Annotated in this window: 20 protein-coding genes and 1 other annotated feature; of the genes, 3 read left to right on the top strand and 17 right to left on the bottom strand. The window is 68.5% G+C overall.

Translation table 11 applies throughout. From position 1 onward, the window contains the following. Positions 1 to 17: 17 nt before the first annotated feature. The 4 genes from BLQ03_RS03905 to BLQ03_RS03890 all read right to left on the bottom strand — a co-directional run bounded on the left by BLQ03_RS03905 (position 18) and on the right by BLQ03_RS03890 (position 3,519). Complete coding sequence (locus BLQ03_RS03905; protein WP_090753160.1) at positions 18 to 938, bottom strand: ABC transporter permease; 921 nt, start codon at positions 936 to 938, stop codon at positions 18 to 20. A 1-nt stretch (position 939) separates the two neighbouring features. Further along, the gene (locus tag BLQ03_RS03900) at positions 940 to 1,767 is read right to left on the bottom strand and encodes an ABC transporter permease (RefSeq protein WP_090753675.1); all 828 of its coding nucleotides are present in this window, start codon (positions 1,765 to 1,767) and stop codon (positions 940 to 942) included. A 100-nt stretch (positions 1,768 to 1,867) separates the two neighbouring features. Continuing rightward, positions 1,868 to 2,476 (bottom strand): ANTAR domain-containing response regulator, encoded by a 609-nt coding sequence (locus BLQ03_RS03895; protein ID WP_217629649.1) that lies wholly within the window; start codon positions 2,474 to 2,476, stop codon positions 1,868 to 1,870. Then, positions 2,473 to 3,519 carry a transporter substrate-binding protein gene (locus BLQ03_RS03890; protein ID WP_090753155.1) on the bottom strand — a complete coding sequence of 349 codons (1,047 nt, stop codon included), beginning with the start codon at positions 3,517 to 3,519 and terminating at the stop codon, positions 2,473 to 2,475. Before BLQ03_RS03890 ends, BLQ03_RS03895 begins: the two co-directional genes overlap by 4 nt. Before the next feature lie 326 nt (positions 3,520 to 3,845). On the opposite strand from BLQ03_RS03890, the gene BLQ03_RS03885 reads away from it, so the two are divergent. Further along, complete coding sequence (locus BLQ03_RS03885) at positions 3,846 to 5,375, top strand: phospholipase D-like domain-containing protein (protein ID WP_090753153.1); 1,530 nt, start codon at positions 3,846 to 3,848, stop codon at positions 5,373 to 5,375. Positions 5,376 to 5,483: 108 nt separating this feature from the next. Here the strand turns inward: BLQ03_RS03885 and BLQ03_RS03880 are convergent, their stop codons facing one another. The 12 genes from BLQ03_RS03880 to BLQ03_RS03825 form a co-directional block, all read right to left on the bottom strand. Further along, the gene (locus BLQ03_RS03880; RefSeq protein WP_245688672.1) at positions 5,484 to 6,530 is read right to left on the bottom strand and encodes a TAXI family TRAP transporter solute-binding subunit; all 1,047 of its coding nucleotides are present in this window, start codon (positions 6,528 to 6,530) and stop codon (positions 5,484 to 5,486) included. 38 nt (positions 6,531 to 6,568) lie between these two features. After that, positions 6,569 to 7,321, bottom strand: coding sequence for a hypothetical protein (locus BLQ03_RS03875; RefSeq protein WP_090753150.1), 753 nt, complete (start codon positions 7,319 to 7,321; stop codon positions 6,569 to 6,571). Between the two features lie 267 nt (positions 7,322 to 7,588). Further along, a complete protein-coding gene (gene eda, locus BLQ03_RS03870) occupies positions 7,589 to 8,233 on the bottom strand; it encodes a bifunctional 4-hydroxy-2-oxoglutarate aldolase/2-dehydro-3-deoxy-phosphogluconate aldolase (RefSeq protein WP_090753147.1) in 645 nt (214 codons plus the stop codon). 67 nt (positions 8,234 to 8,300) lie between these two features. After that, entirely contained in the window at positions 8,301 to 9,221 is a 921-nt protein-coding gene (locus BLQ03_RS03865) for a sugar kinase (RefSeq protein ID WP_090753144.1), read from the bottom strand. Then, the gene (locus tag BLQ03_RS03860) at positions 9,218 to 10,678 is read right to left on the bottom strand and encodes a mannitol dehydrogenase family protein (RefSeq protein ID WP_090753141.1); all 1,461 of its coding nucleotides are present in this window, start codon (positions 10,676 to 10,678) and stop codon (positions 9,218 to 9,220) included. Before BLQ03_RS03860 ends, BLQ03_RS03865 begins: the two co-directional genes overlap by 4 nt. After that, positions 10,675 to 11,883, bottom strand: coding sequence for a mannonate dehydratase (gene uxuA, locus BLQ03_RS03855; RefSeq protein WP_090753139.1), 1,209 nt, complete (start codon positions 11,881 to 11,883; stop codon positions 10,675 to 10,677). The genes BLQ03_RS03860 and uxuA overlap by 4 nt, the downstream gene beginning before the upstream one ends. A 10-nt stretch (positions 11,884 to 11,893) precedes the next feature. Further along, a complete protein-coding gene (uxaC, locus tag BLQ03_RS03850; RefSeq protein ID WP_090753136.1) occupies positions 11,894 to 13,387 on the bottom strand; it encodes a glucuronate isomerase in 1,494 nt (497 codons plus the stop codon). Between the two features lie 4 nt (positions 13,388 to 13,391). Further along, entirely contained in the window at positions 13,392 to 14,684 is a 1,293-nt protein-coding gene (locus BLQ03_RS03845) for a TRAP transporter large permease (RefSeq protein ID WP_090753133.1), read from the bottom strand. Continuing rightward, on the bottom strand, positions 14,681 to 15,172 hold the full coding sequence (locus BLQ03_RS03840; protein WP_175558764.1) for a TRAP transporter small permease: 492 nt from the start codon (positions 15,170 to 15,172) through the stop codon (positions 14,681 to 14,683). Before BLQ03_RS03840 ends, BLQ03_RS03845 begins: the two co-directional genes overlap by 4 nt. A gap of 61 nt (positions 15,173 to 15,233) precedes the next feature. Continuing rightward, complete coding sequence (locus BLQ03_RS03835; RefSeq protein WP_090753126.1) at positions 15,234 to 16,214, bottom strand: C4-dicarboxylate TRAP transporter substrate-binding protein; 981 nt, start codon at positions 16,212 to 16,214, stop codon at positions 15,234 to 15,236. Beyond that, a complete protein-coding gene (locus BLQ03_RS03830) occupies positions 16,211 to 17,443 on the bottom strand; it encodes an AGE family epimerase/isomerase (RefSeq protein ID WP_090753124.1) in 1,233 nt (410 codons plus the stop codon). The genes BLQ03_RS03835 and BLQ03_RS03830 overlap by 4 nt, the downstream gene beginning before the upstream one ends. Beyond that, positions 17,440 to 18,141: a GntR family transcriptional regulator gene (locus BLQ03_RS03825; protein ID WP_090753122.1), complete on the bottom strand. Its 702-nt coding sequence runs from the start codon at positions 18,139 to 18,141 to the stop codon at positions 17,440 to 17,442. The genes BLQ03_RS03830 and BLQ03_RS03825 overlap by 4 nt, the downstream gene beginning before the upstream one ends. Positions 18,142 to 18,296: 155 nt before the next feature. Continuing rightward, positions 18,297 to 18,352 (top strand) — a sequence feature (sul1 is cis-regulatory element that is thought to sense ions involved in sulfur or methionine metabolism; They are found in Alphaproteobacteria). Positions 18,353 to 18,406: 54 nt separating this feature from the next. Between BLQ03_RS03825 and BLQ03_RS03820 the strand changes: the two genes are divergently transcribed. Both BLQ03_RS03820 and BLQ03_RS03815 read left to right on the top strand, forming a co-directional pair. Then, entirely contained in the window at positions 18,407 to 19,897 is a 1,491-nt protein-coding gene (locus BLQ03_RS03820) for a SulP family inorganic anion transporter (protein WP_090753119.1), read from the top strand. A gap of 10 nt (positions 19,898 to 19,907) precedes the next feature. Beyond that, positions 19,908 to 20,756 carry a universal stress protein gene (locus tag BLQ03_RS03815; RefSeq protein WP_090753116.1) on the top strand — a complete coding sequence of 283 codons (849 nt, stop codon included), beginning with the start codon at positions 19,908 to 19,910 and terminating at the stop codon, positions 20,754 to 20,756. Positions 20,757 to 20,865: 109 nt separating this feature from the next. Here BLQ03_RS03815 and BLQ03_RS03810 read toward each other — a convergent pair whose 3' ends face one another. Next, complete coding sequence (locus BLQ03_RS03810) at positions 20,866 to 22,566, bottom strand: ABC transporter ATP-binding protein (RefSeq protein WP_090753113.1); 1,701 nt, start codon at positions 22,564 to 22,566, stop codon at positions 20,866 to 20,868. Positions 22,567 to 22,573 lie beyond the last annotated feature (7 nt).

The raw sequence follows: 22,573 nt of genomic DNA, 5'->3' as shown, positions 1-22,573 counted from the left end.
CGGTGTTCTCCCGGTTCTTATCTGAGCTTGATGCGAGGATCGACGAAGGGGGCGATCATGTCGGCCAGCAGGTTGCCCAGCACGATGGCGACGGCCGAGACGACCGTGACGCCCATGATGATCGGGATGTCGACGCGCTGGATCGCCTGCCAGGCCAGCTGGCCGATGCCGGGCCAGCCGAAGACGCTTTCGACCACGACCGCGCCGCCCATGAAGATGCCGACGTCGATGCCGATCATGGCGATGATGGGCAGGATGGCGTTCGGGACCGCATGGCGCAGGACGATGCGGCCGCGCGACAGGCCCTTGGCGCGGGCGGTGCGCAGGTAATCCGTGTGCAGCACGTCGATCATGGACGAGCGCATCATCCGCGCGTACCAGCCCGATCCCGTGACGGCGAGCGTCAGCGCCGGCAGGACGGCGTGCGAGAATGTCCCGTAGCCGCTGATCGGGAACCAACCAAGCTGCACCGCGAAGAGGTAGAGCAGCAGCAACCCGACGACGAACTGCGGCGCCGAAACGGCGGCAAAGCTGGTCATCATCAGCACGCTGTCCACCGCCCGCCCACGCCACAAGGCGGCGGCGATGCCCATGCCGAGGCCGATGATCAGTTCGAAGACGATCGCCAGCGCCATCAGCTGCAGCGTGGCCGGCAGGCGCGAGGCGATCAGCCCGGCGACGTCGGCCTTCTGCAGGTAGCTGCGGCCCAGGTCGCCCTGCACGAGCCCTGTCAGGTAGTTCCAGTACTGGACAAGGAAGGGCTGATCGAGCCCCAGCTCCCGCCGGATGCTTTCCACGACCTGCGGCGTGGCCGAGCGGCCCGCGATCTGGCGCACCGGGTCGGCGGGCAGGACATAGAGCAGCAGGAAGGTGATGAAGCTGACCCCCAGCAGGATCAGGACGGCCTGGACCAGGCGGCGCAGCAGATAGGCCCACATCTCAGCCACGTCCTTTCTGGGTCGGGTCCATTTCCTCGCGCAGCGCGTCGCCCACCAGGTTGAAGGCCAGCGCCAGCAGCAGGATGGCCGCGCCGGGGATGAAGACCAGCCAAGGCGCCGACTGGAAATAGGTCTGGTTCTCGAAGATGATGTTGCCCCAGCTTGGCGTGGGAGGCTGCACGCCCACGCCCAGGAAGGACAGCGTCGCTTCCAGCAGGACGGTGATCGAGATGCCCAGCGTTCCCCAAACCAGCAGCGTCGGCAGCAGATGCGGCAGGATGTGGTGGCGCAGGATGCGCCAGTCGCTGGCGCCCAGCGTGCGCTCGGCCGCGATGAAGTCGCGCTCGGCCAGCGAGATCGTCTGGGTATAGATGATCCGCGCCGTCTGCACCCAGTTCACCAGCGCGATCACCAGCGCCACGATCCACAGCGAGGGCTGGAAGATCGCGGCCAGGCAGATCGCCAGCAGCAGCGCCGGGAAGGCCATCATCAGGTCGGTGAAGCGCATCAGCACCGCGCCGACCCAGCCTCTGCGCCAGCCCGCCGTCACACCCACGGCCGTCCCGATCAGGATCGACAGCCCGTTCGCCACGACCCCGATGATCAGCGAGGTCTGCGCCCCGTAAAGCAGTCGCGAGAAGAGGTCGCGGCCCAGAAGGTCGGTCCCGAACCAGTAGGTCGCGCTCGGCGGCATCGGCGCGCCTTCCAGCGTCAGCCCGTCGAAGTTCTGCTGGTCCGGCGGGAACTGTGCCAGTTGCGACGCGAAGATCGCGCCCAGCACGACCAAGGCGATCACGCCCGCGCCGAACATGGCCGCCTTGCGGCGCATTAGGCGGCGGAACAGGCCGGGCCGGATGTCCGTGGGTATGGCCGCCGCGACGGTGTTGGTGGTTTCGGTCACGTATTCCTCGTCAAATCCGTGGGGGCGCTCACCGGCGACCCCGGGCGTTCCGGGGCGCCTGCGTCTGCGAGATCACCGCAAGCGCCGCCTCCTCGATGGTCATGCGTCCGGCGGTCGCCGCGCGGCGCAGTTGCGCAAAGCCGTCTGATGATCCGTCGTCCTCGGCCAGCAGCAGGGCGGCGCGCAGGACGTTTTCGCGCTGGGACAGCTGCCAGGCCTGCTTCTGCAGCCGCGCGGCAAGCTCGGTTTCGGCGGCGAAGCGGTAGCGGGCCATCAGCAGCGCGGCATAAAGCCCGCGGTCGCCGATGGGCTGCATCAGCGTGGCGTGCACCCCGCGCGACAAGAGCCAGTCGATGCGGCCCGGCGCCTCGGACCCGATCAGCGCCACACTGGGCAGCGGCATCGGTGCTGCACCCCAAGGCAGTTGCCCGTCATGCCCCGTGTCCGCGTCAAGGACGAGGAAGTCGTAGCCTGCCGCATCCTCGGGCAGGGCGGGCCAGCATTCGGTTACCTGAAGCCCGATGATCTCGGCCTGCCGCCGCAGCACGCGCAGTGAATCGTGGGGACGGTTCAGGACCAGCAGGCGGGCGCCGCGAAGGTCGCTGTCCATGCGGCGGGGGGAACGCGCAGCACTCACTTGACGATCCTTAACCTTGGACGCTCGGATTTCGCCCGCGGGGCCCGGGCCAGATAGGGGTCGCCCGCCGTGACGGGCAGCGACAGCAGCGGGGCGAAGGCGCCTTCGCGCAGTTCTGCAATCACGATGGGCTGGGCCACGTGGTGGCTGACCGGATCGATGTCGCCGGGGTCCAGCGCCAGAAGCTCGGGCAGCGTCATCGCGGCATCCGCCCCTGGCAGCGACAACAGCCGCACGAGGTTCATTACCGACAGGTAGCCCGCGCGTTCCAGCGAGTTGCCGAACTCGTCGCCCTCTTGGGCGAAATAGGGACCGACCGAGATCAGCCCCTCGGCGGCCTTTCCGACCTCGGGCAGCTCGGCCTCGGTGAAGTTGCAGGACAGCACGCGGCAAGACAGCCCCGCCGCCCGCAGCGCGCGGAGGAAGCAGTACTGCGTCTGCCCCACCAGCGAGTTCAGCACGATCTCGGGCCGCGTCCGCGCGATCTCGTCCACCAGCGCGGCGATGTCGGTGTCGCCCAAGGGAAGGTGACGCTCGGCCACGACCTCGCAGCCCGAGTCCGCGATAAGGTCGCGGGCGATGCGGTTGATCTCCCACCCCCAGATGTAGTTCGATCCGACCAGGAACACCCGCCGTCCCAGCCGGGGCAGCGCCCAGTCGAGCAGCGGGATCACGTTCTGGTTCACGGTGGAATGCATGTAGGCGACGCAATCGGCGGCCTCGAACCCTTCGTAGGGCACACCATACCACAGGCTCGCCCCGCAGCGTTCCAGCGCCGGGATCATCTCCTTGCGGCCGGAGGAAGTGATGGCGCCGAAGAAATGCCGGCTGCCGGTCTGCCGGTGCAGGCCCAGCATGGCGGGGGCGTAATGGTCCTGGTGCCCGCCGGGATCGGCCTCGTGGACGCGGATCGTCCATGCCGCCGCCGGGTCCGCGTTGACCCGCGCCACCGCCTGCAGGACCCCTGCCCGGCCCGCGTCCGACAGGCGCCGGTAGCTGCCGCTGCGCGAGTAGACCAGCCCGATGTCCAGTGTCTGCTTCACTCGTCTTCCCTTGAGGCGCAACAACAGGAAGCCCGCCCAACCAGATCGGTTGTGACAGGCGTGAATGCCGTGCGATGTCCGCTATCCACCCGACGTTACGAGACGCGCGAGCGTCTGGCAACGATTTGTAAGAGCCTTTCCGCGCCCGTCCATGGCGTGGCCAATCGCGTGGCAGCCTGCCTGAATATCGCGCTGCAAGGGCCGGAAAAGGCAGGGCCTCCGTCAGTTCATGGCCGCTGGCGGAACCTCACCCGAAAGTCGGCCTCAGGGAACCCGGACCCCTCGGGCTTTGTTGCCGCCCTGCACATCCTTTCCCCTCATGGATCATGACGCCTCTTTCCTTCACCCCGGGTCGCAACTGCTGGCGCGTGGACCCGGCCGACCGTTTTTCGTTGATCGTGGACGGGCAGGCCTATTTCCGCACCCTGCGTCAGGCGCTTCTGGCGGCGCGGCACCTGGTCGTGATGATCGGCTGGGACTTCGATTTCGAGATCGAGATGCTGCCGGGCGAAAGCGATGCCGAGGGCAATGCCCCTGACGGGCTGCCCAACCAGATCGGCCCCTTCCTGGACGCGCTGGTCGAGCGGCGCCCCGATCTCGACATCTACCTGCTGAAATGGAGCGGGGGCGTCCTGATCGCCCCCGGACGCGCACTGCCAGCGCTGCAGATCAAGCTGATGTCGCCCGACCAGATCCATCTGGCCTTCGACGGCCGCCACCCGATCGGGGCCTGCCACCACCAGAAGATCGTGGTGGTGGACGACGCGCTGGCCTTCTGCGGCGGCATCGACCTGACCGCCGGGCGTTGGGACACGCGCGACCACCGCTCGGGCGACCCGCGCCGTCGGCTACGCTCGGGCGAGATCGCGCAGCCCTGGCATGACGCGGCCGCGATGATGTCGGGGCCAGCCGCGCGTGCCTTGGGCGAACTGGCCCGCGCCCGCTGGCTGCGCGCCAATGACGCGCCCCTGCCCGAACCGGTGCCCGAGCCTGCCGACCTCTGGCCCGAGGGCGTAAACGTCGATTTCCACGACATGCCCGTTGCCATCGCGCGGACCGAGCCGCCCGACCGGGTCACGCCTGTGGTTGCCGAGATCGAGCACCTTTACCTCGACGCCATCGCCTCGGCGCGTCGGTGCATCTACATCGAGTCGCAGTATTTCGCCTCGGGCAGCATCACTCGCGCCATTGCCGCGCGGCTGGTGGAACCGGATGGGCCCGAGGTGGTGATCGTCAATCCCGAGGCCGCGCAGGGCGCCATCGAGGATGCGGCGATGCATGTCACCCGCAGCACCATGATGCTGGCCTTGCAGGCGCGCGACCGCTTCCGCCGCTTCCGCATGGTCTCGCCCATCAATGCGGCGGGCGAGGCGATCTATGTCCATGCCAAGCTGCTGATCGTGGACGACGTCCACCTGCGGGTGGGATCGAGCAACATCGACCGCCGCTCGATGGGCTTCGATACCGAAGCCGACGTGGCCCTGATCGCGCGCGAACCCTCGGACCGCGCCCGCATCCGGGGCATCCGCTCGGCCCTGCTGGCCGAGCACCTGGGCGTCTCGGTCGAGGAGGTCGAGGCAGCCGTCGAGGAATGCGGCGGGCTGATCGGCGCCATCGACCGGCTGAACGCCCAAGGCCCGCGGCAGCTTGAGGTCCTGATCCCCCGCGACCCGGGGCCCCTGGGCAGGCTTCTGTCGCGCAGCCGCTTCTTCGACCCGCGCTATCGCCGCAGCGCCCGCAGCCGGCTGGGACTGACCAACCGCCACCTGCTGTGGGCGCTTGGCGCCGGGGCAGTTGCGGGGGCGCTGCTGGCGCGTTCACGCTATCGGCGCCGCGCCGGGCCATCCGACGACTGAGCCGCGCCCTTCCTGCCGGAAGCGTAACGAGCCCACGGACGTCAGTCCCCGAAGCCTGCCCGGCTCCGGGCGCCGGTTCTCGCCCTCAAGATTGATACGGCTTCGGCCTCAGCAGCCCAGCGTCGAGCAGATATACTGCCGATAGGCGCGGTTCGCCTCGCTTTCCTCGGGCGCGGCGCTTGCGGCAGGGCGCGTGCATTCAAGCTGATAGTCGGGTTGCAGACCCGCATTCACGCAGCCGCCGATATCCCAGCCGGCCGGGATATCCTGCAGATCGACGTTCTTCCACTTGGGATGGCCGCCTTCCTGCAACTGCGGCAGCCGCGTCAGGATCAGGTGGGACAGGTCGGACACCGCCTTGCAGCTCTGCCTTTGATAGCTGTTGCCCTGCGGATTGTATTCGAAGGTCATCAGCAGCGCCTTGACGGCGATCCCGCTCACCTCCTCGGGCTGGAAGGGGTAGGTGTTCGCGGGGATGGTCACCGCGTCATAGACCGTCTGCAGCGTCTTGTCGGTGATCGGCACCAGATGGAACTGTTCGCCGTCGATATCGCCTTCGGCGAACAGCGCGGTCGGGGCGCCCGCGACATAGAAGAGTGCGTCGATTTCCCCCGACTTCAGCGCCGGCAGCGCATCGGCGGGCGCGATCTTGCGCCGCTCGGCGGGCTGGGTGCCGGTCAGGTCCAGCACCAGCGAGGCCGTCAGGAAGGTGCCGCTGTTTTCGACCCCGATCGCCACGCGCTTGCCCGCGAGATCGGCGACGCTGTCGATGTCCGAGCGGGCGACAAGGTGGACTTCCTCGTCATAAAGCGGAAAGGCGATGCGCACGCCCTGGATCGCGCGCGCCACGGCCGGATCATCGGCGGAATAGGTCTTGAGATATTCCAGCACGTCGTTCTGCACGATGCCGAACTGGGTGTTGCCGCGCGTGCGCACAGCCATGAAGTTCTCCAGCGAACCCGCGGATTCGACCACGTCCAGCGTCTGGCCGCATTCGGCCATCACCCCCGCCAGGTCGCGGCCGATCTGGATATAGGTGCCGGTCGCCCCGCCCGTCATCACCGCCTTGCCGAATTCCTCCTGCGCAGCGGCGGGACCCATCGCCAGCACCAGCATCGCGCCAAGCGCCGGGCCGAGCCATCTGGTCTTCCCCATCTCTTCCTCCCTCTTTTCGGCTTGATGCGCCGGTTTCGTCAGCCGCAGGCGCCGAGTTCGGCCACCAGCACCCGCAGGCTCTGCCGGTTGATCTGGCCATAGGCGCCCCTCAGCGCCTCGGCCGGGCATTCCCCCGCGATCAGGCGCTGCCGCAACTCGGCGCGCTGCGGACCCGAGCCGAGCGCCGGAGCCCGCGCCAGCGCCGCATCGACCGTGGCGGCCGGGCGCTGTTGTTGGGGCGGGTCCGCTGTGACCGTGTCCTCGGGCGGTGGGACGCTGGCATCCGCTTGCTGTTCTTCCGCGACCGCTGGCTCGGCCTCCTGCGGGGACACGGTGCGGGCAGCGGTGGCGCGTTCAACCTCCGCCGTTGTCTCGGCCAGCGCGGCCTCGGCGATGGCGCGCAGTTCCTGCGCCTCGGCAAAGCCCTGCTCGGCCTCGGCCTGGCGGCGCTCGGCGTCCAGGGCTGCGGCTTCGGCGGCCGTCTGCCGGGTTGTCGCGTTCTCGAGTCCCTGCCGCAGTTCCGCCTCGCGCTGCTGCGCCTGGGCCAGGGCGGCCTCGGCCTCGGTCCGGCGCGCCTCCAGCGCGGCGATCTCCTCCCGCGCCGCGTCGCGCTGCGCGGTCAGGCCGGAGACCTGCCGTTCCAGTTCCGCGCTCTGCTGCCTCAGGTCCGTCAGGCGCGCTTCGGCCTCGGCCGCCTGATCACGCAACTCGGCCAGGCGCGCCCGCATATCGCTCTCGGCCGTTTGCGTCTCGGCCGCCGCGACATCGAGGCCGCGATCCGGCTCTGTCACTTGCGCTGCTGTTGCCTGGCCTCCGGCAGGCAGATCGGTGGAAGCGCCACCGCCCTGCCCGAGGGCCGCGGCCGCCATGACGGCCCAAAATCCACCTGCGGCAAGGAGCCTGATCACATCCCACCCCGTTTGCCGCCATCAAGCGCAACGAGGGCCATACCTGTCAAGCATGGCCTTCAGCGTGCCGGGATCTATCGGTGCATGAAGGCGGCTGTCAGGGCGCCTTTTCCTCGATGCAGCGCGCACGCCTTCACGACAGCCCGGAGACTATCCGCGAAGCTCTTTTACTCTGGCGATGGCGGCAGAGGCGCGGCTGCGGATCCCCGACCAGTCGCCGTCGTGCATCTGCTGGGTGGTCGCGATCCACGTGCCACCCACAGCGGCGATCTCGGGAAGCGCCAGCCAGTCGGCGATTGTTTCCATCTTCACTCCGCCGGTCGGAATAAAGCTCAGGTCAAGATGGGCAAAGGGCGCGGCGATGTTCTTCAGCATGGACGGGCCGCCTGCTGCGGTGGCGGGAAAGAACTTCATCAAGCGGCAGCCTTGGGCGACGGCAAGGGTGATGTCCGAGGGCGTCATCACCCCGGGGATGAAAGGCAGGCCCGACTGGCGGGCCGCGTCCACCACCGCCGGATCGTAGCCGGGGGCAAGTCCGTAGGCGGCGCCAGCCTCGACCGCCTGGCGCAGCTGCGCGGGCGACAGAAGCGTGCCGGCGCCGATCAGCAGTTCGGGCCGCTCGTCGCGCAGCCGGGCCAGCACGTCAGCGGCAGCGTGGGTGCGGAATGTGATCTCGGCCGTCGGCAACCCCGCTTCCAGCAGGGCGTCGGCAAGAGGCAGGGCGTGGTCCACGCTGTCGATGGCGATGACGGGAACCACCCCGATGACGGCGATGCGTGCAAAGGCCTCGGTCATGCTGCGTCTCCTAGTCGGCGTGGAGCAAGGGGCGGCGCTGCCCGGCTTCCGTTGTTGGATCGGCGCGTCAGTTCCGCGTGAAGGCCTCGCGCACCAGCGCGCCGCGATGGCGGATCACCCGGCGGCTGAGGTCATGGGCGGCCCGGATGGCGTCGGGGATTCCGGCCCCTTGCAGCCGCGCGGCGAGGTAGCCCGCGTTGAAGCTGTCGCCTGCTGCGGTGGTATCCACGGGCTGCTCGCGTTCCAGTCCGTCGATCAGCCCCTCGCCCTCGGACCCGCCATGGCGGATCGGATCACCCCCGGCCTTGACGACAACCTGCCGGGCGCCGCACCCGAGATAGCGCGCCACCGTCGCCTGCGGGTCGGCGTCGCCAAAATGGTCGCGCTCGTCGTCGAAGCTGGGCATGACGAGGTCGGCGATCCCTGCCGCGGCCTCGATCCGGTCCCGCATGGTCGCGGCATCGGGCCAGAGCCGGGGCCGCAGGTTCGGGTCGAAGACCACCTGCGTGCCCATTGTCCGCGCCGCCGCCAACGCCTCGAGCAGCCGGGTGCGGCCGGGATCAGGCAGGATGGCGAGGGTGATGCCCGAGACATAGGCGATCCGCACGCCGTCCAGCGCGGCGGCAAGCCGCCGCGGATCGTCGGCCAGCCCCTTTGCCGCCGAGGTCTCGCGCCAGTAGCTGAAGCTGCGCTCGCCGTCCTTCAGCGAGATAGCGTAAAGCCCGATCTCGCGCCGGGGGTCGCGGGTGACGTGGGTCGTTTCGATCCCCTCAGCATCGAGGAAGTCGAGCATCTTCCCCGAGAACTCGCTTTCGCCCACCCGACTGCAATAGGCGACGCGCCAGTCGGCGGGCAGCAGGCGCCGCAGGTACCAGGCGGTGTTCAGCGTGTCCCCGGCGATCCCCATCCGCCAGAGGTTGGATTGCCCCGCCTCGGACAGTTCGACCATGGCTTCGCCGATGGACAGGATCAGCTTGCTGTCTTTCATGCGGTCAACTCGGCCTTCAGGACAGGGCGCAGGCCATCGCGGCGGATGCGGCTCAGCATCGCCTGCACCGTTTCGGTGAAGGCAGGATTGCCCGTCACGGCCGCCGGCGCCAGCCCCGGCAGCGCCAGCACCGAGCGCGTCAGCGCCGCATCGTCGCCCCCTGCCCGGCGGGCGAGATCCAGCAGCGCCGCCCCGCGCGGATCGTCGGGGGCCTGACCTGATGCGGCAAGCTGCGAAAGCCAGGCCAGCCAGATGGCGGTGGCCAGCGCGAAGGGACGGGCGTTGGCGCCTGCCTGCAGCACCTCGGCGGCGGGCGCGAACCAGCGCTGCGGCAGCTTCTCGGTCCCGTCCATGGCGATCTGGCGGGTCTGGTGGGCGATGGCGGGGTTGGCGAAACGCGCCATCAGCGCCACGGCATAGCTGTCGGGGTCGAGCCCCGCGCCCTGCGGCAGCGTCGTGCCGGCCGCCTGCATGTGGCGGCGGATCAGCGGCGCGAGATCGGGATCGGCCACGGCATCCCGGACATAGGGCAGCCCGAGCATCTGCCCGGCATAGGCGATCAGCGAATGGCTGCCGTTCAGCATCCGCAGCTTCATCGCCTCATGCGCACGCACGTCGCGGACGAACTCGGCCCCGCCTGCTTCCCAATCGGGGCGGCCCTGCGGGAAATGGTCCTCGATCACCCACTGGCTGAAGGGCTCGGTCTCGACGCAGGCGAGGTCGCAGCGGCCGGTCAGGGCCTCGACATCGGCCAGCGTCTTGTCGGTCACGGCCGGGGTGATGCGGTCCACCATGGTCGCGGGGAAGGCCACGTTGTCCGCGATCCAGTCCGCAAGGCCGGGGTCGAGGCGGCGGGCGAAGCCCGTGACGCCCGCACGCAGCAGCGCCCCGTTGTCCGGCAGGTTGTCGCAGCAAAGGACCGTGAAGGGCGCCGTTTCCGCCTCGCGCCGCGCCGCAAGGGCGGCGGTGATGATCCCCAGCACGCCCTGTGGCGCCTGCGGCTGCGTCAGGTCATGGGCCACCGCCGGATGGCCGGTGTCCGCATCCATCGTTGTCCGGTCGATACCATAGGCCTTTTCGGACACGGTCAGCGACAGGATACGGATGGCCGGGTCGCAGGCCGCACGCAGGATCTCGACCGCGTCGCCGCCGATGGCGCGGGCATGGGCGGCGATCACGCGGGCGCGGTCCTGCTCGGACCGCTCCAGCACTGTGTAAAGCCCGTTCTGGTCGTTCAGCGCCTGCGCGATGTCGCGGCTGCGGAGGTTCGCGCCGATGATGCGCCAGTCGCCGCCGCCCGCCGCCAGCGCATCGTCGGTGCAGACCGCCTGATGCGCCCGGTGGAAGGCGCCGAGGCCGAGATGCAGGATACCAGCCCCATGCGCCGCCGGGTCATAGGCGGGCCGCCGGACGCGGGGCGGCAGGTCCGCGATCGAGGTCAGCCGGAGACTGCTCATGCCGCCCCCTTGTGGCTCAGCGCCATCTCGACCCCGCGCAGTTCGGCCAGACCCTTGAGGCGGCCGATGGCGGGATAGCCGGGCTGGCCGCCACGGCCGATGTCGTCGAGGATGTCCTGCCCGTGGTCGGGGCGCATCGGGATCACGGCATCGGGGCGGCCGGCGTCACGGCGGCGGGCCTCCTCGCGCAGGATCGCAGCCATCAGCGCCACCATGTCGGTCTGGCCGCCGAGATGCTCGTCCTCGAAGAACGAGCCCCGGATCGCGTCCGTGTCGCGCCGTACGTTCCGCAGGTGCAGGAAATGCACCCGGTCGCCCAGCCGGTCCATCATGCCGGGCAGGTCGTTGTCCGGCCGCGCCCCCAGCGAGCCCGAGCACAGCGTGATGCCGTTCGCGGGCAGGTCCACCGCCGCCATGCGCTCGGCATAGTCAGCCTCGGTGGACATGACGCGGGGCAGGCCCAGCAGGCCGAAGGGCGGGTCGTCCGGGTGGCAGCAGAGCCGCATCCCGATCTCCTGCGCGACAGGGGCCACCTGTTCGAGGAAATCGTGGAAATGCCGGCGCAGCACCGCGTCGGTCACGGGCGCATAGCTTTCCAGAAGGTCGCGCACGTCCTGAAGGCTGAAGCTTTCTGCCGCGCCCGGCAAGCCGAAGACCACGTTGCCGGCCAGTTCCTCGCGCCGGGCATCGTCCATGGCGGCAAAGCGGCGGGCGGCCTCGTCGCGGATCTCCTCGGGGAAGTCCTCGGCCGCGCCCTTGCGCTGCAGGATGTGGATGTCGAAAGCGGCGAAGTCGATGAAGTCGAAACGCATGCAGCGGGCCCCGTTGGGACGGCGCCAAGCGAGGTCGGTGCGGGTCCAGTCCAGCACCGGCATGAAGTTGTAGCACAAGACCTCGATCCCCGCGTCGCGCAGGTGCCGCATCGAGGTGATCCAGTTCGCGACATGCTCGCGCCAGTCGCCGGTCTGGGTCTTGATCGCCTCGCTGACGGGCAGGCTCTCGATCACCTCCCATTTCAGCCCCGAGGGGCTCCCGTCGCGCATGACCGCAAGCTCGGCCTGGCGCCTGGCGATCTCTTCGGGCGTCCAGACGGCGCCGGTCGGGACGTGGTGCAGGGCGGTGACGACGCCCTGCACGCCGGCCTGCAGCATGTCGTCAATCGAAACCCGGTCCTTGGGACCGAACCAGCGCCAGGTGTGTCGCATTGAACTTCCCTTATCCTTCAAACTGCGTTGCCGTGGCCGTCCGACCACGGGCAGGCGGGACCGGAGTCCCGATGTCGTCGATGCCCCCAGGGCGCGCTCCCCGGGCGCCTCTCTCCAGCCGGTATCCCTCGCGCGCGAGATCGCAGGCAAGCAACGGGGCGAGTTCATGGGCCTCGGCCTCGTCCAGCCGGTGCGTCACCACCAACCCGGCAAGAAAGGCCGCGTCCGAACGGCGGCTCACGTCATGGCGGGCGGGAATCGAGCACAGGGCGCGGGTGTCGTCGTTGAAGCCCACGGTGTTGTGGAAGCCCGCCGTCTCGACCGTCATCTCGCGGAAGCGGCGGATGCCCTCGAAGCTGTCGTGGAACCACCAGGGCGGGCCGAGACGCAGGCAGGGATAGGCCCCAGCCAAGGGCGCCAGTTCGCGCGAATAGGTCGTCTCGTCCAGCGTGAACAGGATCAGCCGCAGCTTCCGGTCCAGCCCGACCGCATCCAGCAGCGGCTTCAGCGCGGCCGTGAAGCTGACCGGAACCGGGATGTCGAAGCCGCGGTCCCGGCCATAGCGCGCCAAGACTTCGGCGCTGTGGGCGCGGAACGATCCGGCGTGAAGCTGCATGACAAGCCCGTCCTCGACGGACATGCGGGCCATCTCGGTCAGCATCTGAGCGCGGAAAAGCTCGGCATCTCCGCGCGAGGCCGTGCCCTTGCGGATGCGGTCGAACAGCCGTTCGGCCTCGGCCGCGGGCAGGTCGGCGGTCTGCGGAGTCGGATGGCCGTGGTCGGTGGCGGTCGCGCCCATCTCGCGGAAGAAGGCGCGGCGGGCACGGTGCGCGTCAAGGTAGCCGGTCCAGCGGCCCGTGTCGCAGCCGGTGATCTCGCCCAGGCGGTCGAGATTGGCGGCGAAGCCGTCGCTTTCGGGATCGATCACGCTGTCGGGGCGGTAGGTCGGCAGGACACGGCCCTTCCAGCCGCTGTCGCGCGCCATGCGGTGCCAGCGCAGGTCGTCCAGCGCCGAGTCCGTGGTGGCGATCACCTCGATGTTGAACCGCTCGTAAAGTGCGCGCGGGCGATAGGTCGGGTCGGCCAGCCTTTCCGCGATGGCGTCGAACTGCGCATCGGCATTGGCGGGCGACAGGCGCTCGGTCATGCCGAAGACCTCGGACAGCGCATGGTCCAGCCACAGGCGCGAAGGCGTGCCGCGGAACAGGTGGTAATGCGCGGCAAAGGTCCGCCAGATGGCGCGCGCGTCCCGTTCGGCCCCCTCGCCGATGCCGAGCGCTTCGTAGGAGACGCCCTGGCTGACCAGCATCCGCACGACGTAGTGGTCGGGGATGACGAACAGCTCGGCGGGATCAGCGAAGGCGGGGTTCTCGCCCCACCAGCGCGGGTCGGTATGCCCGTGCGGCGAGACGATCGGCTTTTCCGCGACGGCCGCGTAGAGATCGCGGGCGATGGCGCGGGTGGCGGGGTCCGCCGGGAACAGGCGGTCGGGATGAAGGATCACCGGATCAGCCCCCCATCATCGCGTCGGGCAGGAACATCACCACGTCCGGGAACAGGATCATGATGATCACGACCGCAAGAACCGCCGCGAACAGCGGTATCGCCTCGACCGTATAGTCCTTGTAGCTGCATTTCAGGATGCCGCAGACGGTGAACATGGACACGCCCACGGGCGGGGTCATGCCGCCGAAGGTGACCAGCGTCATCATCACCAGCCCGAAATGCACCGGGTCGATGCCCGCGGCCGTGATCACCGGCACAAGGATCGGCGTCAGCAGCATCACGATCACGGTCGCCTCGACCAGCATCCCGAAGACCAGCAGGAAGCCCGATATCGTGAACAGAAGCGCCGTCTGCGACGAGAAGAGCCCCAGCGCGAGTTCCGCCAGTGTGCTCGGCACGCGTTCGAAGGTGATGACATAGCCGAAGGCGCCGGACAGCAGGATGATGATCATGATCATGCCGATGTCGCGCACCGACAGCAGCAGCGCCTCGACCATCGCGGCCCAGGTCAATTCGCGGTAGATCAGCCCGCCCACGATCACGGCATAGGCCACGGCAAAGGCGCCGGCCTCGGAGGGGGTGAAAAGACCGAAGCGGATGCCGACGATCAGCCAGACGGGGAACAGGATTGCCCAGAAGCTGGTCTTCACCGCCGCCACGACCTCGGCGAAGGTCGGCAGCCGGTCGTTCACCGGCTTGTAGTCGCGCGCCTTCGACACCCAAGCCGTGGCGATCATCAAGGCGATGGTCAGCAGCACGCCCGGAACGATCCCGGCGATGAACAGCCGCCCGATCGAGACCTCGCCCAGAAAGCCGTAAAGGATCAGCCCAAGGCTCGGCGGGATCGTGGCCGTGATCAGCCCGCCGATGGACAGCAGCGCGCCGGTGAAGCCGGGGGAATAACCCTCCTTCATCATCGGCCCGCCCAGAATGCGCGACTGCATGGCCGCGTCCGCCACGGCCGAGCCCGAGATCCCGCCCATCAGCGCCGACAGCAGCAGGCTGACCTGCGCCAGCCCGCCGCGCATCCAGCCCGCCAGCGTGGTGGCCAGAACCATCATCCTGGGCGTGATCCCCGAGCCGTTCATCAGGTGCCCGACCAGGATGAACAGCGGCACCGCCAGCAGCGGAAAGGATTGGCTGGCCGCGACGATGCGCTGCACTGCCGTGATGTCGGGCATGATGGTCGCGGGCAGCAGGAAGTAGCTCAGGCTCGCCACCCCGATGGCAAAGCCCACTGGCATCCCGATCGCCATGAACCCGAGCGCGATGCACAGAAGCACGAAGGAGGTCATAGCGGATACTCCTGCTGGTGATGCTCGGGCTCGATCGAATAAAGCAGGCCGTGGCCGAGCAGCCGCCGTATCAGCGAGATCGACATCAGCAGGCAGCCCACCGGCATCGCCAGCGTGACCCAGCCATAGGACAGCCCCGAGGCCCCCATCTCGCGCGCCCAGTTCGACATTGCGAGATGCCAGCCGAGCCAGCCCGCATAGCCGAGGAACAGCAGCATGCAGGTGACGCAGAACAGGTGCACCAAGCGGCGTGCGCCCGGCGGCAGCGCGTCCGGGATGGCGGAAATGCGGATGTGGTCGCCCCGCTTCATCACTAGGTCGGCCCCCAGCATGACCGTCCAGATCAGCAGGAGCTGCGCGACCTCGGGCGCGGCCGGGTAAGGGCGGCCGATGGCGCGGCCGATGGCGCCGACCAGCACGGCCAGTACCGTTCCCGACAGGACAATGACGGCCACCACCTCCTCGAGGCGATCAAGCTTCTTCAACATGGGATGTCTCCGATCGCGCATGACCCGGGTGCGGCACCATTGGCCGCGCCCGGGCATGGTGTCAGCGCTTGACGGCGTCGATGAACGGCTGCAGGGCGGCGCGGGCTTCCACCAGTCCCATCTCGGCATAAACGCCCTCGGTCCGGGCCTTGAACTCGGCCGGATCGACCTCGTTGACAGTCACGCCCGCGGCCTTCATCTCGGCCAGGACCTCCTCGCCCTTGGCGACGGTGGCGGCCGAGGCCTCGTCGCCCGCCTTCTGCAGTTCCTCGGTCAGGATGGCCTGATGTTCGGGCGTCAGGCCCTTGAACCACGACTCGGACGTCGCGAGCCCGGTCAGCAGCTGGACATGGCCGGTGAAGGCCAGGTTCTTCGTCACCTCGTGCAGCTTGATGCCGTAGGCGCCGGTCAGCTGGGCTTCGGCCCCGTCGATGGCCCCCATCTGAAGCGCCGAATAGACCTCGGACCAGGGCATCGGCACGGCGGTCGCGCCCATGGCGTTGACCGTGGCAAGCCAGCCGGGCGCGTCGATGGTGCGGACGCGGACGCCGCTCAGATCCTCGGCCTTCGTCACGGGCGCGTTGGTGAACATCTGCCGGGTGCCCTGGAACCAGTTGTAGTTCAGAAGCCGGATGCCCGAGCTGGCCGCCATGTCCTCGACCCACTGCTTGTAGGGCTCGGACGAGGTGATGGCCGCGTATTGCGTCCAGTCCTCGACGAGGTAGGGCGCCGAAAGGATGCCCAGTTCCTTCTTGAACGGCGCAAGCCGCCCCGCGTCGACCAGCACGGCAATCGCCGCGCCGTTGCGGATCTGTTCAAGCACGTCGTTGTCCGAGCCGAGCTGCGAGGACGGGTACACCGTCACGTCGATCTCGCCCCCCGAGCGTTCCTCGATCCGGGCCGCCGCGGCGTCCATCGCGATGGCCAGCGGATCGGTCGCGTTCTGCGACGTGGACAGCGCGAACTGGATTTCCGCCAGCGCCCCGACCGTGGTCGAGGCCAGCAGGACGGCCGCAAGGCCGGTAGTCTTCAGGTTGATCATGGTTTCTCCTCCCCTGGTCTGTTTCCGGCCCGGTCCATTCCGGGCCAGAGCCGCGCCCGCACTCCCTCCGTCAGTGCGAGAACGACGTGATACATGAGCCGCGTCAGCGCCTGGGGCTGAAGCGTCTCGGCATCGGCGCCAAGCTGGTTCACATAGGCCGGGCGGCCGTCGAACCAGCGGCGGAACATGAGGCACAGCAACTGCTGCGCGGCTTCGCCCGCGCCGGGTTCCCCTGCCATGTGGCGCACGGCATGGGCCTTGATCGCCTCGGTCTGCGGCCAGAGAAGGAAGCTTTCCTCCATCACGCCGCCTTCCGCCGACACCGCGTCGAAGCAGGCGCCCTCCATCGGCCCCGATGCCGCGAAGCCGTGCCGGGATGCAAAACCAAGCAGCCTCGCGGCGATGCCGTTCATCGCCGGGTCGCCGCCCAGTTCGACCTCGCGCATCAGCAGCCAGGCCCATTCGCACTGGTGCCCGATCTCGCGGCGCAGGCCGGACGGGTCCGGCAGGGGCTGCAGGCCGGACGTCAGGAACTCGGCGACCGTGCCGCTGTCCTCATCGAGGAAATATCGCAATGCGGTCGCCCGGACGACCTGCGCCCGGTGCAGCCATTCCCTGCATCCCGACATCTCGAAGGCCTGCAGGCAGGCCTCGTATAAATGCATGTGCGGGTTCTGCGCGCGGGGCGGCGCCTCCGGCGCTGCGGGATCGGCCAGCCCGTCATCTTCCAGCAGCAGGCCGGTCGCGGGGTCGGTCAGGGTGGTCGCCAGGGCCTGCCAGCAGGCTTCTATCTCGGCCTCGCATTCGGCCGAGGGCGAGAGGCGGTTCCAAGTGGACAGCGCCAGAATCAGGAAGGTCTGGTCATAGCTGCGCGCCCGCTCGTCCAAGGGCTCGCCGGTCGGCACGCCCGAGGGCGCAGCTGCGAAACGGTAAAGGCCGGGCGCCTTCCGCAGCCGGGCGAGGAACTGCCGCTGCCGCGCGGCCATCCCGGTCAGGGCGGGGTCCCCGGACAGCAGCGCCAGATGCGACAGCACGAACAGCGTCCGTGCCTGGGCGAGCACCGTCCTGGGTCCCTCGGCCCGCGGAACGCCGTCCTGGTCCAGCGCGTCATGGACGCCGCCTTCGGGGTCCTGCACACGATCGAGCCACACCGGCAGGAAGTCGGTCCAGAACCAGTCGGCGCGCTGGGCGGCCTCATCCGCGATGCGGGAACGTGGGGGGGCGTTCATCCGACAAGCTCCGCCGAGGTGAAGAAATCGGGATGGGCGGCAACGACGCCGGGCAGGTCCACGAGGATCTCCTGCAGGTGGGCGCGCATGGCGGCCTCGGCGCGCGAAGGATCACGGGCGCGGATCGCCTCGACCACCTCGGTGTGCTGCGCAACCAGCCTGCTGCGGGACGGCTGCCGGACGCTGATATAGCGGACGCGGTTCATCTGGATCTTCAGGTTCTCAAGGTAATCCGCGACTGCGCCCTGCCCCGCGATCTCGGCCAGCGTCCGGTGGAACTGCTCGTCGGCGGCCATGAAGGCCTCGCCCCCGGCCGTGACAAGGGCATTCTGCGTGCGGATCTGCGCGTCCAGGGTCGCGATGGCGGCGTCATCGGCGGTCCGGGCCACGCGGCGGACGATATCCGCCTCGACCGCCTCACGGATGAAGCGCGCGGTGGTGACCGCGGGAACCGAGATCAGGCTGACAAAGGTGCCGCGCTGCGGGCGCACCTCGACCAGCATCTCCTCGGCCAGCTTGATGAAGGCCTCGCGCACAGGCTGGCGCGAAACGGCGTAGATCGAGGCGATCTCGGTTTCCGACAGGCGCGCGCCGGGGGCGAAGTCGCCCCGGATGATCCGGTCACGCAGAATGCGGTAAAGCTGCGGCCCTACTGCCGTCCTGTGTTCCAGCACCTGACCCTGTGAAGGATTCGCCATCCGTCCTGCTCCCTGTCGCCAGCTAGCTCTCTACTACCATACTAGTCAACGTTTATTGTGACGGGCCGGATGACGCGGTAAGCCACGGGCTTGCCATTGCGGGGCTCGCCGGCTTGGCAAGGCCACCTGCAGCCGTTAACAGGCGGGCATATCCGCATGGACCCGGTGCAATTCCGGGTGGCTCTTCCGGCCGCCGATCCGCCGGACAACCTGTTCCCGCAAGACGCATGAGACGACACCGGACGGTGTCGCCACAGGATAATTCATGACGCTGTTTTCCAACTATCGCGACCAGTGGTTCGGCAATGTTCGTGCCGATCTGCTGTCAGGCCTCGTTGTCGCGCTGGCCCTGATCCCCGAGGCGATTGCCTTCTCGATCATCGCCGGCGTCGATCCCAAGGTCGGCCTTTATGCCAGCTTCTCCATCGCCGTGATCACCGCCATCGTCGGCGGACGGCCCGGCATGATCTCGGCGGCGACCGCCGCAACGGCGGTGCTGATGGTGACGCTGGTGCGCGACCATGGGCTGCAATACCTGCTGGCCGCGACCGTGCTGGCAGGGTTGATCCAGATCGGCGCCGGGCTGCTCAAGCTGGGGCGCTTCATGCGCTTCGTCTCGAAGTCGGTGATGACCGGCTTCGTCAACGCGCTGGCGATCCTGATCTTCATGGCGCAACTGCCCGAGCTTGATCCCGCCCGCGTGGGCCCGCTCACCTATGCGCTGGTCGCAGCCGGGTTGGCGATCATCTACCTGTTCCCGAAGATCACCCGCGCCGTTCCCTCGCCCCTGGTCACGATCTTCGTCCTGACCGCGCTTGTCTGGGCGACCGGCTGGGATGTGCGCACCGTGGGCGACATGGGCGCCCTGCCCGACACGCTGCCGGTGTTCCTGATCCCCGACGTGCCGCTGAGTTTCGAGACGCTGGCGATCATCTTCCCCTATTCGCTTGCCGTGGCCATTGTCGGGCTGCTGGAAAGCCTGATGACCCAGAACCTCGTGGACGAGCTGACCGACACCCCTTCGGATCGCAATCAGGAGTGCATCGGTCAGGGACTGGCCAATGCCGCCACCGGCTTCATCGGCGGCATGGCGGGCTGCGCGATGATCGGGCAGTCGATGATCAACGTGAAGTCGGGGGGCCGGGGGCGGCTCTCGACCTTCGTGGCCGGCGCGGTGCTGTTGATCCTCGTGGTGTTCCTGTCCGATTTCGTGCGCATAATCCCGATGCCCGCGTTGGTCGCGATCATGATCATGGTGTCGGTCGGCACCTTCTCGTGGTCCTCGATCGGCCATCTGCGGACCCATCCCCGCTCATCCTCGATCGTCATGGTCGCAACGGTGGTGACAGTGGTCTGGACGCACAACCTCGCCATCGGGGTGCTGGTGGGCGTGCTGCTGTCTGGGATCTTCTTTTCCGCCAAGATCGCGCAACTGTTCCGCGTCACCTCGGCGCTGAGCGAGGACGGGCAGCACCGCACCTATCACGTCGAAGGACAGCTCTTCTATGCCTCGGTCGAGGACTTCATGGCCGCCTTTGACTTCCGAGAGGCAGTCGAGCGCGTGACCATCGACGTGTCCCGCGCCCATATCTGGGACATTTCCTCGGTCCAGGCGTTGGACATGGCGGTGCTGAAGTTCCGCCGTGACGGGTCCGAGGTGGACGTCACCGGCATGAACGCGGCCTCGGGAACGATCGTTGACCGGCTGGCGGTTCATGACAAGCCGGGCGCCACCGACAGGCTCGTGGCGCATTGAGGAGGACGACATGACCAACACCATCCTCGCCCTGATCGACGGGTCGGAGTTCTCGCGTCCGGTGCTCGACCTTGCCGCCTGGGCCGCGACGCGCAACCGCGCGGCGGTGCGGCTGCTGCACGTGCTGCCACCGAAATCCCTGCCGAGGGTGGACCTGTCGGGCGAGATCGGCCTCGGCGCCCGCTCGACCCTGCTGAGCGAACTGGCCGCGCTGGACGAGCAGCGCGCCCGCCTGGCGATGGTGCGGGGCCGCGCCATCCTGGACGACGCGACGGCGGTCCTGAAGACCGCCGGGGTCCGCAGCGTGACGGCGCAACTGCGCCAGGGCGTCCTGCTGGAAAGCGTCGCGGGGCAAGAGGCCGAGGCGGGCCTGATCGTCATCGGCAAGCGCGGCGAAAGCGCCGACCGCGCGCCGGGACACCTCGGGTCGAACTTCGAACGCATCGTGCGGGCCGCGACGCTGCCGGTGCTGATGGCTCCGCGTCGGATGCGCGAGATCAGGCGCGCCACCATCGCCCATGATGGCAGCCCGTCGGCACGGCGGGCGGTCGAGCGGGTGACCCGGCTGCCCGCCTACCGGGGGCTGGAAATCGAGATCGTGCGCGCGGGCGAGGGTGCGGGTGGCGAGGCCTCGCTGGCGGAAGCGCAGGCCGTGCTGGCAAGGGCAGGTATCGCCGCGACCACGCGGCTTCTGTCCGGCGCCCCCGAGGAGGCGATCCTGACCCATCTGCAGGACAGCGGCTCGGACTTCCTGATCATGGGCGCCTATGGCCATTCCCGCATCCGCAGCCTGATGGTCGGCTCGACCACCACGGCGATCCTGCAGAAGGTCCAGCTGCCGGCGCTGCTGGTGCGGTGACCGGCCCTGTCACGGATGGCGATGTCACCCTGCAGGGCTTCGGGTTCGCCGCAGGTTGTGCGGCAGCCACGCCATCAGGCCACATGCAGGGCGAATGCGCCGGCCGAAATCATCCGGCCAGCGCGGTATAGATGCCCTCGCGCGCCAGCAGTTCCGCGTGGCTGCCGATCTCGGCAATACGGCCCTCGCTCATGACCACGATCCGGTCGGCGCTGCGGATCGTGCCCAGCCGATGGGCGATCACCAGCGTGGTGCGGCCGACCGCGAGTGCGTCCAGGGCAGACTGGATCTCGCGTTCGGTCTGGCTGTCCAGCGCGCTGGTCGCCTCGTCAAGGATCAGGATCGGCGGGTTCTTCAGGAAGGCCCGCGCAATGGCGACGCGCTGCTTCTGGCCCCCTGACAACATGACGCCGCGCTCGCCGACGATCGTGTCCAGCCCCTCGGGCAGGCCCTCGATCATGGAGGTCAGCTGCGCCTGCGCGGCGGCCTCGCGGATCTCGGCTTCGGTGGCACCGAGGCGGCCATAGGCGATGTTCTCGCGCAGGGTGCCGCCGAAAAGGAACACGTCCTGGCTGACAAGGCCGATCTGGCGGCGCAGGCTGTTCAGGCGCATCCGGTCCAAGGGCAGTCCGTCGATGGTGATGCGGCCCGACGTCGGTTCGTAGAAGCGTGGCAGCAGCGCCAGAAGCGTGGTCTTGCCCGCGCCCGAGGGGCCGACGAAGGCCACGGTCTCGCCCGCCGCGATCTGCAGGTCGATGCCGCGCAGGATCGTTCGGTCCTCGCTATAGGCGAAGCTGACGTTTTCAAAGCGGATATGGCCCTTTAGCGCCGGGGCCTCGATGGCATCGGGGGCGTCGGCGATCTCGGGGTCGGTTGCCAACAGTTCCTGATAACGGCGGAAGCCCGCGATGCCGCGCGGGTAGGTCTCGATCACGGCGGCGATCTTTTCCAGTGGGCGGTAGAAGACGCCGACCATCAGCAGGAAGCCCACGAATCCGCCCGTGGTCAGGTCGCCCGACAGCACGAAGCCCGCGCCCACGACCATGACGATCACCTGCACCAGCCGCAGCCCCATGTACTGCAGGGCCGAGCTTGCCGCCATGACGCGATAGGCGTCGAGCTTGGCCTGCCGGTATCGCGCGTTGTCATGGCCGAACAGGTGGGTTTCGTGGCCCTCGTTGCCGAAGGCCTGCACGACGCGGATGCCGCCCAAGGCTTCCTCCAGCCGGACATTGAAGTTGCCGACGCGGGAATAGATGTCGCGCCAGGTACGGGTCATCCGCCCGCCATAGACGATCACCAGAGCCAGCATCGCAGGCACGATCAGCGCCACGATCAGGGCAAGCTGCGGGTTGATCCAGAACATCAGGGCAAAGGCGCCGACAAAGGTCATCAGCGCGATGAAGGCATCCTCGGGGCCGTGATGGGCGACCTCGCCGATTTCTTCCAGATCGCGGGTCACGCGGGCGACCAGCTTGCCGGTGCGGGCGCGGTCGTACCAGCGCCAGGACAGCCGCGTCAGGTGGTCGAAGGCGCGGGCGCGCATCTCGGTCTCGATGTTGATGCCCAGCTTGTGGCCCCAGTAGATCACCACCGTCAAAAGCCCGGCGTTGACCGCGTAAAGCACCAGCAACCCGGCGGCGGCCAGAACCGTCAGGGTCCAGTTCCCCTGCGGCAGCAGGTGGTCGATGAAGCCGGTGATCGCCACCGGGAAGGCCAGTTCCAGCAGGCCGGACAGCACGGCGCAGCCGAAGTCGAGCCAGAACAGGCCCATGAAGGGGCGATAGTAGGAAAAGAAGTCGCGCAGCATGGTTTTC

The organism is Paracoccus chinensis (genome assembly GCF_900102885.1).
Classification (GTDB): domain Bacteria; phylum Pseudomonadota; class Alphaproteobacteria; order Rhodobacterales; family Rhodobacteraceae; genus Paracoccus; species Paracoccus chinensis.
Note: the sequence above shows the minus strand (reverse complement) of the source record. Positions and strands in the feature narration are given on the sequence as shown.

Bases quoted from the DNA above. Each gene is read 5' to 3' on its own strand.
- BLQ03_RS03905 (WP_090753160.1), bottom strand. From the start codon at position 938: ATGTGGGCCTATCTGCTGCGCCGCCTGGTCCAGGCCGTCCTGATCCTG.
- BLQ03_RS03900 (WP_090753675.1), bottom strand. From the start codon at position 1,767: ATGCGCCGCAAGGCGGCCATGTTCGGCGCGGGCGTGATCGCCTTGGTC.
- BLQ03_RS03885 (WP_090753153.1), top strand. From the start codon at position 3,846: ATGACGCCTCTTTCCTTCACCCCGGGTCGCAACTGCTGGCGCGTGGAC.
- BLQ03_RS03880 (WP_245688672.1), bottom strand. From the start codon at position 6,530: ATGGGGAAGACCAGATGGCTCGGCCCGGCGCTTGGCGCGATGCTGGTG.
- eda (WP_090753147.1), bottom strand. From the start codon at position 8,233: ATGACCGAGGCCTTTGCACGCATCGCCGTCATCGGGGTGGTTCCCGTC.
- BLQ03_RS03865 (WP_090753144.1), bottom strand. From the start codon at position 9,221: ATGAAAGACAGCAAGCTGATCCTGTCCATCGGCGAAGCCATGGTCGAA.
- BLQ03_RS03860 (WP_090753141.1), bottom strand. From the start codon at position 10,678: ATGAGCAGTCTCCGGCTGACCTCGATCGCGGACCTGCCGCCCCGCGTC.
- uxuA (WP_090753139.1), bottom strand. From the start codon at position 11,883: ATGCGACACACCTGGCGCTGGTTCGGTCCCAAGGACCGGGTTTCGATT.
- BLQ03_RS03845 (WP_090753133.1), bottom strand. From the start codon at position 14,684: ATGACCTCCTTCGTGCTTCTGTGCATCGCGCTCGGGTTCATGGCGATC.
- BLQ03_RS03840 (WP_175558764.1), bottom strand. From the start codon at position 15,172: ATGTTGAAGAAGCTTGATCGCCTCGAGGAGGTGGTGGCCGTCATTGTC.
- BLQ03_RS03835 (WP_090753126.1), bottom strand. From the start codon at position 16,214: ATGATCAACCTGAAGACTACCGGCCTTGCGGCCGTCCTGCTGGCCTCG.
- BLQ03_RS03830 (WP_090753124.1), bottom strand. From the start codon at position 17,443: ATGAACGCCCCCCCACGTTCCCGCATCGCGGATGAGGCCGCCCAGCGC.
- BLQ03_RS03825 (WP_090753122.1), bottom strand. From the start codon at position 18,141: ATGGCGAATCCTTCACAGGGTCAGGTGCTGGAACACAGGACGGCAGTA.
- BLQ03_RS03820 (WP_090753119.1), top strand. From the start codon at position 18,407: ATGACGCTGTTTTCCAACTATCGCGACCAGTGGTTCGGCAATGTTCGT.
- BLQ03_RS03815 (WP_090753116.1), top strand. From the start codon at position 19,908: ATGACCAACACCATCCTCGCCCTGATCGACGGGTCGGAGTTCTCGCGT.
- BLQ03_RS03810 (WP_090753113.1), bottom strand. From the start codon at position 22,566: ATGCTGCGCGACTTCTTTTCCTACTATCGCCCCTTCATGGGCCTGTTC.